Here is a 12,086-nt window from a genome sequence, read left to right as displayed (position 1 = left end):
TTACCGGCTCGCGGCTTGAGGATCGTTCTCGATCAGATATCGCAGCAGCAGGACGCCGCCGCCGAGCTCGCGCGTGCTCTCCAGCGTCATCGCCGTGATCGGCGCGCGCCGCTCGCTGTCCGCCTCGGTCGAATCGAACACGAAGGGGGCGCCTTTCGCGCCGTCGATCGCGGGGCTGAGGACCAGATTGAATTCGTCGATGAGGCCGGCGCGCAGGAACGCGCCGTTGGCGACGCCGCCGCCCTCGACCAGCAGACGCTTCACGCCGAGTTCATGGCTGAGAATGTCCAGCGTCAGGGCCAGGTCGATCTCGGATTTACCGGCAAAGATGTAGGACACGCCCTCGCCGCGTAGGCCAGCGAGATGCGAATCCGGAACGTTCTCGGTCAGCACGACGACGATCGGATCGCCGCCGATGTCCGCACGCCCCCAGCCGATCTTGCCTTGGGCATCGAGCACGACCCCATAGATTTTCGCATCGCGCTGCGCAAACCAGTTCTCGCGTGGAAATTTCGCGTTCGTCGCGGGATAAGGCTTGCCCTTGGCGAACTCCGACCCGGTGACGCGGCCGATCACCCAGGCATCGCCGCCGAGCTCGTCGTGGATTTTTTCGAACCAATCCGTGCCTGCGCCCTTCGGACGCCAGCGGCTGGGATGTGTGCGGCCGTCGAGGCTCGAGTGCATCAGACAGATGACATACGGCTTCATGCAATCCTCCGAGTAGCGCTCAGGCCGCCGATCCATCGCCGCCTGCATTCTCCTTGGCGCGCGCGTTCACGATCAACGCCAGCGGATTGAGCTTTGGCGGCGCGACGAGCTGGAGCGTGTTGGTGTCGCGATGATTGAACGGCGCGCCGCGCACGAACAACTCGGTCTGGATCAGATAGGTCCAGCTGCCATCGTCGTTGAAGGTGATGTCGCAGCGGTAAGCATCGGTGCGGAAGGCCTGTTCCAGAAAATCGGTCGAGCAGATCCCGTAAGCGGTGTCGCCGCGCTTGGCCGTGACCGAGATTGTCCTGTCATCGGGCCCGGCCTTGCCCGAGGCCAGCAGCACCTGTCCGCGCGGGATCGCCAGCGTCTGCATGACCAGACCGGTCGCCGGCTCCCACAGCCAGTAGCCGACCTGGTCGTGGAACGTGATGTCTTCCTCGGGTGTGTTGATGTGGATGTGATAGCGCAGCCCGTACAACAGCTGCGGCCCGTTGGCCTGCGGATCGATCGGATCCATTCGGATGCGCTCGATGAACGTCCGCCGCTCGGGCCCTTCCGCCTTCGGATTGATGTCGATGCCCTTGTCGGCCTGCCAGGTGCCGGCAAGACGGCGGAGCGGGCCGAGATTGGCAAGTCCGTCGGGCGAGACGTCCTCGGGCTCGGTGAAGATATCGGCGGGAATGGGGAGCATAGAGGCCTCGCGGGGTTGTCGGGGCCACCAATATCACAGGCAGGCGCGGCGTGAATTCAACTCATGCCGCCGACAGGCATTCGAGCCATGCGATGATGCTCGTTGCATTCGGCCCCGTCCTCGAAGCGACAGCCTGCAGGCTGCCGCCGTTGCTGACGTTGCCGGTGTAAGCCGCAAGCCACTCTCAAGCCGCCTCCGACGTTGATCTCGCACGCTGCTCGAGCATGCCGATCGTCTCGACCAGATTATCGCGTCGGGCGCGAAGGTTGAGCGCAAGAAGCGGGTAAGTCGGCTGGTGCACGTCGAACACCCCGGCGCGAGCTTCTTCCTCGAGAATATCGGTGTTAATCAGTCGAACGCGCCACCACAAATCCGCGATCAACGCGTCGAGCCGGAGTTCATCAGCAGCACCAGAACGGGACACTTCCTGCATCGCTTGCCTCAACCTGAAACGGCCTCTTCGCCGAGGCCTGGCTTGGGCCCTGCTTGAGCAAGCACAGTGCCAGGAAATGTCGGGCCGCGATCTGGCTTGGGAATTAGCTCCGCGCGGCGCTGCTTCGGCTCTCGTCGGGGGCCGAACGTGTCAGTGGGCCGACCAAGCCTTATCGTCTAAGGCATTCATAATCCGAGGCAATTTATACGAAGGAAGATCACCTGCTCAGCTTCTGCTCTTGGATGCAAGGGCTGCAGTGGCGCCATGATGACAAACGCCGAAGGCATTCGGCTCACGCCGCCCGACCTTTGCGGCGCCCCGTGCGGTCTTGCCAGGAGAGGCCGGCGAGCGGCACGGGCTTGCTGAAGTGAAATCCCTGGCCGAGCGGGATGCCGAGTGATTGGAGCCTTCTGACCTGTTCAGAGGACTCGACCCCCTCGGCGACGATCGACAGCTTCAACGTCTTCGCGAGCTGCACGATGGACTTCAGCACGGCGACGGTCTCGCTTCGATCGATCCGGTCGATGAATGACTTGTCGATCTTGACCTTGTCGAACGGAAACGCCGTCAGGTAGGACAATGACGAGTAACCGACACCGAAATCATCGAGGGCAATGGAGACGCCGAGCGCCTTGAGGCGCTGAAGCGTCTTGAGGTTCTCCTCTGTGTCGGCGAGAAATACGCTCTCGGTGATCTCGAGCTCGAGCCGGGTTTGCGGAAGGCCACTCTCCACCAACGCAAACGTCACGGCGTCGACGAGATTGGTGCCGGCAAATTGCAGGGCAGAGAGGTTGACGGCGACCTTGACGTCGGCCGGCATGCTGGTCGCATCGCGACAGGCTCTGGCGAGCACCTGATTGCCGAGCTCGACGATCAGTCCCCCCGCCTCCGCAACGGCGATGAACTCTGCCGGAGGAATGTAGCCCCTGCTGCGGTGATGCCAGCGCGCCAGGGCCTCGACCGATTTTACCCGACCGGTGCCCAGCTCGATCACGGGCTGATAAAACACCTCGATCTCCTCACGCCAGATCGCTTCGCGCAGCTCGATCTCGAGCACGTTGCGCTGCTCCGCTTCGGCCTTGAGCTCCGCTGAATAGACGTGGAAGCAGCTTCGGCCGGCATTCTTCGACCTGTAGAGCGCAAGATCGGCGTTGCGAAGGATCTCGTCGACCCGCGTGCCGTGCTCGGGCACGAGTGCAAGGCCAATGCTACAGCCGATCACGACCGGATGGCCATCGATATGATAGGGCTCGGCAATGGCCTGGACCAGCCGCGCCGCCAGACTTGCAGCGCCGCCGCGCATCGCGGCCCGGCCCGGCGCCACGATCACGGCAAACTCGTCGCCGCCGATCCGGGCCGCCATGTCGATGTCACGGATCTGCGCCTTGATCCGGACGGCGACCTGCTTCAGGAGCGCGTCGCCGCATTGATGGCCGAGCGCATCATTGACGGACTTGAACTTGTCGAGATCCAGCAGGAGTACTGCAAACGTAGGCTCCAGAGGGCGCGAGCCGGCCAGCGCCTCGTCAATACGCTCCTTGAACAGATTGCGATTGGCAAGGCCGGTCAGGCTGTCGTAGTGCGCGAGCTTCTCGATCCGGTCCTCGGACGCCTTGCGCTCGGTGATGTCCTCGTGGGTGGCGACCCAGCCACCGCTCTCGCGCCGGCCGTAGGAGATGTAGACGACCCGTCCATCCGGAAACTGGACGGTGTTGGACGTGTGCTCCGATTGAGCGAGCCGATTCTTCAGATCGACGAGATAAGCCCCGACGTCGAGCACGGCGGTCTGTTTCGCGAATACATCCCGGAAATCCATGCCGATCCGGATCTCCTCAGGCACCAGCCCATAGAGTTCGAGCCATTGCCGGTTGAACGCGATCAGGCGGTCACGGCCGTCGAACATGCTCAAGCCCTGCGGAAGGTTTCGGAGCGCATCCTCGAACTTGCCGGCAAAATCGCGCAGCTCACGGTGGGCACGATCCAGCGCCTGTTGCCGCCGCCAATGGAATGCCGCGGCGGCCACGATGATGAACGTGAGCAGCAACGTGCCGCCGAGATAGACCTTCTGTCTGAAGGCGGCGCGGGAATAGATCTCCTGCTCCGAAATGCCGACCGTGAGGATGAGCGGAAACGCGAGCGACCTGCGCGCGGTGATCAGCCGGTCACTGCGGTTCGGCCGGTTCTCGTTCCAATATTGTGCATAGAAGCCGTCTCCCAGCTCACCCTCGACGCGGTTCGGCGCGCGTTGTCCCAGCACGGAGCCCTGGTCCACGCCGCGCGCGGCGAGCACGACATGGTTCGCATTCCTGAGCACCAGCGTTCCTCCGGCTCCCAGCTTTGCCGTTTCGTAGAACTTGCCGATGAGGTCCACGCTGATCGAGCCGACGACTACGCCGGCCGGATTCCGGGCAAGGTCGAACACCTTTCTCGCGAGCTGGATGGTCCACTGGCGCGACACCCGCCCCACCACCGGCTTCGCCACGTAGAGGCTATCATCGGCTTGCGCCATGGCCTCGATGAAGTGCTCGCGATCGCCGAGATAGAGCGGCGGGCCGGAATAGCCCGCCGTGGTATCGAGCAAGTAGCCGTCCGGTCCGATCAGCGAGAACTGAACCACGTCGCCACTCGCAATGCGGGTCTTGTCGGACCAGAACTTCAGGCTGAAGGTCAGCGGGTCCTGGGCGTAAAGTGCGCGCACCACCAGCAACGACTGATCGACCTGTTCGAAAATACGTTCGGTGTTTTCCTCGAACAATTCGGCGACGCTATCGCCGTGCGACCGCGCCTGCTCGACCGCGTCCGCCCGCTCCGATGACGTGATCGCGAAGTAGCCGATCCAGACCAGGGGCAGGAAGAACAATGCGATCTGCAGTGGCGCATTGCGCAGAACCGTCAGCGCCGCCCTGCGGAGTGATCTCGGGCGCATGATCATGCCCGCTCGCGCCAGCCACAGCGGCCGAACAGTGCTGATCGCCGAAAACAGCATCGCCTCTCTCCGCCTCGATTGCACAGAGACGGCCACGGCCGAAAGCGGGACGCGGGCCTGTCCATGGCCCGAATCTAGTCAGGACAGCCTTAAGTTTCGGTTGGAACAAAGCTTAGCTTTTGGCTTGCGAGGTCCGTATGACCACGGGGGCATGGCGGCTTTGAGCAGCATGGCGGTGTCCAGGTATTGACAGTGATGGTGTCCTACCACACCCGCGCGGGGGCTTCTCACATCGCGCGTGCAAGCATGATCGCACCGGACAGGATGAGGGCCCCGCCTGCCGCATGGCTCAGTCTTCGGCCAAACGGCAGCAGCTTCTCACCGGCGACATAGAGCGCGATGGCGATGATCCAGACAGGATTCATCACGCCACCGACGAACAACAGGACCATCAATGACCAGCAGCAGCCGACGCAGTAGCTGCCATGGCGAAGTCCCATGCGGAATGCCCCGCGCGTTCCAGGTTGCCAGTGTCGGCTGAGAAATAGCAGTGGGCTGTCGCAGTAGCGCAAGCAGGCATGCTTGAGCGGCGTGAACTGGTAGAGCCCAGCGGCAACCACAATGAGGCCGCCGAGGATGGCGCTGGTGCTTGCCATCGCCATCGACAGCAACCCGAAGCGCTCGAGCGCCCATTGCGTCAGCACCGCGAAGACGCTGAATCCCGCCCATGTCGCGAGATAGCCCGCGAGAAAGATCCAGGCATCGATTGCGGCGCGGGATGCAGTCTCCTGCTTGCGCTTGACGCTCGCATACAAGAGCACGGTGGGCGCCGCGCTCGGCGCCATCATCGCGACCATCATCACCCACCACATCACGAACAGCAGCACTGCATAGTCCGGCGTCCATGGCATCGGCGCCATGTCCGGCATGTCGGCCATCATCTCGGTGTCCATGCCGGCGCCTGCAGCGAGGTAGGCCCAGGCGAGCGCCACCACTGCGGCGGTCCCGATCGCGACGATCAGCCGGTCGCGGTGGAGCAGCTGTTCCAACATCGGGCGCCCCTGCATCGAGTTGTCCAGGATGGCGATGAGGAGCTGACACCGGGATGTCGTCTCGGTGTCAGCGCCGCATCACGCCGCAACGCCCTCGGGCGTCTGCACGACATTGGCGAGCGAGCTGTGCGTACCCCGGGTCTCGAACGAGATCGCGCCGGTCGAGCGGATATTGGCGGACGCGACCTCGGCAGCCCGGTGCTCGAAGCCCTCGGGCATGACCACCTGAACGCGATGGGGAGCGCCGGTCACGGGATTCTTGATCGGCTCCACCTCGGTCTCGAGCACATCGCCGGCGACGAGTTTTGCGATACGGCCATTCTTGTCGAAGGAAAATTCGAACGGCGCGAAAACCGGGTCGCGAATGGTCGTCACGATCAGGCTGAAGATGTGGAACAGCGTGCCCTCGGCCGAATGCTTGCCCGACAGAATGTTGAACAGGGCCTGTCGCTGCTCCGGCGTGGCACGCTGGTCGACGATGGGCTGCATCGTGCCGTTGCCTTGATGCAGTGCGCCGGGGAAATCCACCACGACGGCAAAACAAATGCCGTCGAGCTTGACGCCCTCAAAATGCCCCCTCGTGATCCGCATGCCGACCATGCCTTTGCAATAGCCGTGGGTCGGTAGAGCGTTGAAATCGCAAGGGCAGCCAAACGCGCAATTGCAATTCTTCATCCATTCGCCTTCGAGACGCCAGTCCGATGCAGCCATGGCACATCTCCCAATGTGAGCGGGGACACAGCAGCCCTTGACGAATTTGTTCAGCGTTCTTGTCGAGGCAACGCAAAAAGGGCGCGAGCGGGATCGAGTCCGATCAGAAAGCCGGCATCGCAGAAAAGTATGGTGGCGAGCTGCCGTTTACCGTCCCGGCATCATATCAGCGGCAGCCGGGCGCGTATAGCGAACGGCGTTAGTGGCTCAGGCGCAGCCGGAGATGTTCGACGTCAGGGACGTGGCGCCCCTTCGGCGCTCGCCCGCCCGATACGCACAGCGCCACTCCCTTCAAACCAAAGCTGCGAACTCCTATCCATTTGAGACATAAATACAATTCATCCAGGAAACGGGCCATTTTGCCGGGAAAACGCTCTGATTGCGGCATTCGGGGGCAAGGCCTATGCTGAAGCCCGGCAATCACGCGGCCGCCCATCGTGCGGCGGGGGCAGCCTCACGGTGGATGGCTCGCACACCCATCCGAAAGGCTACGCCATGACCATTGCCCACACATTGCACCGATATCTGGCTGCCGAGAACATCGAGTATGCCGAGATCCCTCACGCCTTCACCATGTCATCCGCGCGCACGGCGCAGGCTTGCCACATCTCGGGCGATCACCTCGCCAAGGCCGTCGTGCTGCGGCATGACGGGGGCTATATGCTCGCGGTCTTGCCAGCATCGCACCATCTCAACCTGCCGGACTTGAAGGAGAGGCTCGGCGAAGATCTTGTGATGGCCAACGAGACCGAGATCAACCGGCTGTTCGCGGACTGCGCGCACGGAGCCGTTCCGGCGGTCGGCCGGTGCTACGGGCTCGATCTCGTCGTCGACGACAGCATCCGCGACCAGCCTCAGGTCTATATCGAGGCCGGCGATCACGAGACGCTGCTTCAGCTCACCCATGCGCAGTTCGCGCGCCTGACGGCCAACGCACCGCATGGACGCTTCAGTATGCACGACTGACGCGGCATGACAGTGGGGATGATTCCCGGCACGCCCGTCGCGGCGACGCGTGCGGTCGCGCCCGGTTCGTTGTATAGTCAAGTCGCGGGGGCTGCGTTCGCAACGGAGGTCCTCCATGAAAGTCAAAGAGGCAATGCACAAGGGCGTCGATTGGGTCAGCCCCGACACCCCGATCACCGAGATCGCGAAGTTGATGCAAGGCCACGACATCGGCTGCATTCCGATCGGCGAAGACGACCATTTGATCGGGATGGTGACCGACCGCGACATCGTCTGCAAAGGGCTTGCGCGCAGGGACTTCAACGCCGCGCGCATGACAGCACGGGACGTGATGACTGAAGGCATCCATTGCTGCCGGGAGGACGACGATCTGGCGAAAGCCGTGCATCACATGCAGACACTGAAGATCCGCAGGTTGCCTGTGATCAACAAGAGCAAGCGGATGGTCGGCATGATCAGCCTGGGTGATGTCGGGCAATCCGCCACGGCAGATTTGTTGACCCAGTGCGTCAAGGGCGTATCGGCGCACCATTGAGGCAACATCGGCTCGATCCGGACCTTCATCGGATCGGTCGCAGCCCCCCCGCGGCCGCGGAGTTCTCTCGAGCGGTGCATTGACTGCACTATAGCTCGGTTCGCCGCACTCTGCGGCCATTTCCGCTCGGGGCAAGCGGCAGTAACCGGCTGGAGCGTTTCCCAACGAAGTGGACACCGGCTTCGCGTAAAACGCGTCAAAACAAGAATCTGGAGCCCCGTTCCGATGCAATCGGAGCGGAAGCGGCCCTCGTCAAACCCGAACGCTGAGGCGGGATGGTGCCCAGGGGCGGAATCGAACCACCGACACTGCGATTTTCAGTCGCATGCTCTACCAACTGAGCTACCTGGGCGTGCTCCAAGAGAGGGGCCAAAGCCCATCGAGCGGGCGGTTTATAGTGGGCTCGGGGCGGCCTGTCCACCCGGCTTCGCCAAGAGGCTTCCCCGGGCACGGCCCGGCTGTGCACAAGGAAGGACGGGCTTGCCGCGATTGGCCGGCGGCGGACCGGACATTCACGCAAAGAATTGATATCGTTTATTTATTCGACGTCATCCGGATCGTCGTCGCGGCCAGGGATGACATAGGAACCCTTCAGCCAGCGGTTCAGATCGACGTCGCGGCAGCGCGAGGAGCAGAACGGGCGGGTGGCCTGCGACTGCGGCTTGCCGCAGATCGGGCAGGTCTTGAGCGGGCTTGCGGGTTTTTTGACTTCGTCGTCCATGACGTCGGCAGTTTACCTGAGGTGAAGGGGTTTAAGCGCCGGCCGGCAAACGGGTTCCTTCGACGGCAACCCCCGCATTCCGCAGGGGCCCGAAGCGGGCTGCGCCGGCTTGGCCGCCGACTCACACTGCGGTGGCGTTGAGCCAGCCGAAACGGATCGGAAAACCTTCGCCACCGAGCAGCGTCGCGGTCTCGTAGAGCGGCAGGCCGACGACGTTGGTGTAGGACCCCACCATCTTGACCACGAAGGAGCCGGCGATGCCTTGCACGGCATAGCCGCCGGCTTTGCCGCGCCATTCGCCGGAGCCGATATAGGCCTGGATGTCATCCTCCGAGAGTCGCTTGAAGCGCACGCGGGTCTCGACCAGGCGCTGCCGGAAGGCTTCGCGCGGCGTGACGAGGCAGATCGCGGTGTAGACGCGATGGTTGCGGCCCGACAGCAAGCGCAGGCATTGCGCGGCCTCGTCGACCAGATTGGCCTTGGGCAGGATGCGGCGGCCGACCGCCACCACGGTGTCGGCGGCGAGGATGAAGGCGCCACGCAGCTCGTCGTCGAGCTGCACCGATTTGAGTGCTGCATCGGCCTTTGCCCTCGCGAGCCGATTGGCGCAGGCGCGCGGCAGCTCACCCCGCCTCGGCGTCTCGTCGACATCGGCTGGCCGGAGCGCGTCCGGCTCGATGCCCGCCTGGTTGAGCAGCGACAGCCGACGCGGCGAACCGGAGGCAAGTACGAATTTGGGGCGGCCTAGCATCAGGTGATTTGGGGGGATGAAGCGGGGTGAATTGCGCGCGGAACCTATCGGAAGGGGGCCGGTTTCACAACCCGGGAACCAGTGGTTTGGTGATTCGAGGCTGGCCCAGCACGCATGTGCCTACGCTCTGTGACGCGGGTGTTACGGACGCCGCTTGCTACCCGCTCGCCGCGCCCGCCTTGGCAAAGCGCCGCCGGATGCGCATCAGGAGCTGGTCGCAGAGCTCGCGATAGGCCGCGAGCTTCTGGTCGCGGCTGCCTTCGATGGTGGTGGGATCCTGCGTCGGCCAGTACTCGACCTCGGCCGCGAGTGTCCGCGTCAGATCCAGCGCCTTGTGATGCGCCTCGGGCGAGAGTGTGATGATGAGGTCGAAATTCAGCCCTTCCCAATCCTCCAGCTCCTCGAAGGTCTGCGGCTTGTGAGCCGAAATGTCCTGGCCAAGCTCGGCCATCACGGCCACTGCGAATGGATCGAGCTCGCCCTTCCTGGCGCCAGCCGACTTCACGTAGAGGCCTTGCGGAAACATGTGCTGCAGCAGGCTCTCGGCCATCGGCGAGCGCACGCTGTTCATCGCACAGGCGAACAGCACCGATTGCGGATCGCGTGCGCGTGGCGGACCCGCCATCGCTTACGCTCTTTCGTTTTGGCGCATGATCCGATCCGAAAACCGGTTCCCACTTTTCGGGATCATGCGCGCTCACCCCTTCCAATGCAGGACGGTGATGAGCGTGAATAGCCGGCGCGAAGTCTCGAAATCGACCCGCACCTTGCCCTTCAGCCGCTCCTGCAGCGTGCGCGATCCCTCGTCATGGATGCCGCGGCGGCCCATGTCGATGGCCTCGATCTTGTCCGGGGTCGCGGTGCGGATCGCCTGGTAGTAGCTGTCGCAGATCATGAAATAGTCCTTCACGATGCGCCGGAACGGCGTCAGCGACAGCAGATGCGCGACCACGGGCGTGCCGTCCTCGCGGCGGATATCGAACATCAGCCGGTTGCCGGTGATGCCGATATGCAGCGTGAACGGACCCTTCCCTTCGGCGCCATCGGGCGCGAACAGGTTCTGCTCGATCAGATCATAGATCGCGATCGCCCGCTCATGCTCGATGTCCGGCCCGGAACGGCCGATCGAGTCCTCGTCGAGCGTGACGGCGACGATGCGATTGGTCGAGTCGTCCTGTTCGGGCGGCTTTGTCATGACAGATTGAGGCGCAATCCAATCGAGCGCGAATGGGCATCCAGCCCCTCCGCCTTGCCGAGCGTCATCGCGGCTGGACCCAGCGCACGCAATTGATCGGGTCCGCATTTCAGAATCGAGGTGCGCTTCATGAAGTCGTGCACCGAGAGCCCCGAGGAAAATCTCGCCGATCGCGCCGTCGGCAGCACGTGGTTCGAGCCGCCGACATAGTCGCCGACCGCTTCAGGCGTATGCGGCCCGAGGAACACCGCGCCGGCGTTGCGGATCTCTGAGGCGAGCGCGTCCGGATCCGCCGTCATGATCTCGAGATGTTCGGCAGCGATGGCATCCGCGAGCGGGATCGCATCCTCGAGGTTCTTCACCATGATGACGGCGCCGAAATCGGCCCAGGAACTGCTTGCGATCGCGGCGCGCGGCAGCGTCTTCAGCTGCGCCTCGACCGCCTTTTCGACATCGGCGGCAAGGCGCGCCGAATCCGTGATCAGGATCGATTGCGCGCTCGCGTCGTGCTCGGCCTGCGCCAGCAAGTCGGCGGCGATCCAGTCGGCGTTGCCGGTGTCATCGGCGATGACGAGCACCTCCGAAGGGCCGGCGATCATGTCGATGCCGACTTTGCCGAACACCAGCCGCTTTGCGGCGGCGACATAGGCGTTGCCGGGCCCGACGATCTTTGCGACCGGTGCGATCGTCGCGGTGCCGTGCGCGAGCGCGGCGACGGCCTGTGCACCGCCGACACGGTAGATCTCGGTGACGCCACCGAGATGCGCGGCCGCCAGCACCAGCGGATTGAGCTTGCCGTCCGGCGAGGGCACCACCATCACGAGACGTGCAACGCCGGCGACCTTCGCCGGCACGGCGTTCATCAGCACCGAGGACGGATAGGCCGCGGTGCCGCCGGGCACGTAGAGGCCGGCCGATTCGATCGCGGTGTAGCGCCAGCCGAGCTCGACGCCGAGCGGGTCGGTGAAGCGCTCGTCCTTCGGGAGCTGACGGCGGTGATAGGTCTCGATGCGGTCCCGCGCGAGTTTCAGCGCGTCCAGCGTCGCGGCGTCGCAGGCCTTCACGGCGGCCTCGATCTCAGCGGCGGAGACGCGCAAGGAGGATGCATCGAGCCTCAAGCGGTCGAATTTTGCCGTGGCCTCGAGCAGGGCGGCGTCGCCGCGCCTGGCCACATCATCGACAATCGCGCGCGCGGCGGCCTCGACGTCGGCCGAAGCCTCGCGCTTGGCGGCGAGGAAGGCGGCGAATCGCTGGTCAAAATCGGCGCTGCTGCGGTCGAGGCGAACGGGCATGTTTCGCTTGGCTTCTGGCTGGTCTTGAGGGGCGGATCGGCGCAGGTCCCCTGCTCAATGGCGCGGCGGGGAAGCTGCGTCAACCCTCGGGAGATGCCGTTC

General features: G+C 63.9%; 13 protein-coding genes and 1 tRNA gene. 2 read left to right on the top strand and 12 right to left on the bottom strand.

The window, feature by feature from the left end; genetic code table 11:
• The 6 genes from P6U28_RS35160 to P6U28_RS35135 form a co-directional block, all read right to left on the bottom strand.
• Complete coding sequence (locus P6U28_RS35160; protein ID WP_209295498.1) at positions 1-708, bottom strand: RibD family protein; 708 nt, start codon at positions 706-708, stop codon at positions 1-3.
• A 19-nt stretch (positions 709-727) separates the two neighbouring features.
• A complete protein-coding gene (locus tag P6U28_RS35155; RefSeq protein WP_122405921.1) occupies positions 728-1,402 on the bottom strand; it encodes an FABP family protein in 675 nt (224 codons plus the stop codon).
• A gap of 184 nt (positions 1,403-1,586) precedes the next feature.
• The gene (locus P6U28_RS35150; protein ID WP_407120673.1) at positions 1,587-1,835 is read right to left on the bottom strand and encodes a hypothetical protein; all 249 of its coding nucleotides are present in this window, start codon (positions 1,833-1,835) and stop codon (positions 1,587-1,589) included.
• 292 nt (positions 1,836-2,127) lie between these two features.
• Entirely contained in the window at positions 2,128-4,821 is a 2,694-nt protein-coding gene (locus P6U28_RS35145; protein ID WP_129142795.1) for an EAL domain-containing protein, read from the bottom strand.
• A 227-nt stretch (positions 4,822-5,048) separates the two neighbouring features.
• Positions 5,049-5,813: a DUF2182 domain-containing protein gene (locus P6U28_RS35140; protein ID WP_244607831.1), complete on the bottom strand. Its 765-nt coding sequence runs from the start codon at positions 5,811-5,813 to the stop codon at positions 5,049-5,051.
• Positions 5,814-5,891: 78 nt separating this feature from the next.
• On the bottom strand, positions 5,892-6,524 hold the full coding sequence (locus tag P6U28_RS35135) for a DUF1326 domain-containing protein (protein ID WP_122405925.1): 633 nt from the start codon (positions 6,522-6,524) through the stop codon (positions 5,892-5,894).
• A 495-nt stretch (positions 6,525-7,019) separates the two neighbouring features.
• Between P6U28_RS35135 and P6U28_RS35130 the strand changes: the two genes are divergently transcribed.
• Positions 7,020-7,490 (top strand): aminoacyl-tRNA deacylase, encoded by a 471-nt coding sequence (locus tag P6U28_RS35130; RefSeq protein ID WP_174221614.1) that lies wholly within the window; start codon positions 7,020-7,022, stop codon positions 7,488-7,490.
• Between the two features lie 115 nt (positions 7,491-7,605).
• Complete coding sequence (locus tag P6U28_RS35125) at positions 7,606-8,025, top strand: CBS domain-containing protein (protein ID WP_122405926.1); 420 nt, start codon at positions 7,606-7,608, stop codon at positions 8,023-8,025.
• A 276-nt stretch (positions 8,026-8,301) separates the two neighbouring features.
• On the opposite strand, the gene P6U28_RS35120 is transcribed toward P6U28_RS35125, so the two are convergent.
• The 6 genes from P6U28_RS35120 to hisD all read right to left on the bottom strand — a co-directional run bounded on the left by P6U28_RS35120 (position 8,302) and on the right by hisD (position 11,984).
• Positions 8,302-8,377: transfer RNA gene (locus tag P6U28_RS35120), tRNA-Phe, on the bottom strand.
• Between the two features lie 186 nt (positions 8,378-8,563).
• Positions 8,564-8,746 carry a DNA gyrase inhibitor YacG gene (gene yacG, locus P6U28_RS35115; protein WP_122405927.1) on the bottom strand — a complete coding sequence of 61 codons (183 nt, stop codon included), beginning with the start codon at positions 8,744-8,746 and terminating at the stop codon, positions 8,564-8,566.
• Between the two features lie 121 nt (positions 8,747-8,867).
• On the bottom strand, positions 8,868-9,497 hold the full coding sequence (locus P6U28_RS35110) for a Maf-like protein (RefSeq protein ID WP_122405928.1): 630 nt from the start codon (positions 9,495-9,497) through the stop codon (positions 8,868-8,870).
• A gap of 157 nt (positions 9,498-9,654) precedes the next feature.
• Positions 9,655-10,122: an arsenate reductase ArsC gene (locus P6U28_RS35105; protein WP_122405929.1), complete on the bottom strand. Its 468-nt coding sequence runs from the start codon at positions 10,120-10,122 to the stop codon at positions 9,655-9,657.
• Between the two features lie 72 nt (positions 10,123-10,194).
• Positions 10,195-10,692 (bottom strand): UPF0262 family protein, encoded by a 498-nt coding sequence (locus P6U28_RS35100; protein WP_122405930.1) that lies wholly within the window; start codon positions 10,690-10,692, stop codon positions 10,195-10,197.
• Positions 10,689-11,984, bottom strand: coding sequence for a histidinol dehydrogenase (hisD, locus tag P6U28_RS35095; RefSeq protein ID WP_209295495.1), 1,296 nt, complete (start codon positions 11,982-11,984; stop codon positions 10,689-10,691). Before hisD ends, P6U28_RS35100 begins: the two co-directional genes overlap by 4 nt.
• Positions 11,985-12,086 lie beyond the last annotated feature (102 nt).

This window comes from Bradyrhizobium sp. STM 3561 (assembly GCF_045571455.1).
Classification (GTDB): Bacteria; Pseudomonadota; Alphaproteobacteria; order Rhizobiales; family Xanthobacteraceae; genus Bradyrhizobium; species Bradyrhizobium vignae.
The sequence above is the reverse complement of the archived record's forward strand: the minus strand, read 5'-3'. Positions and strand labels throughout refer to the sequence as shown.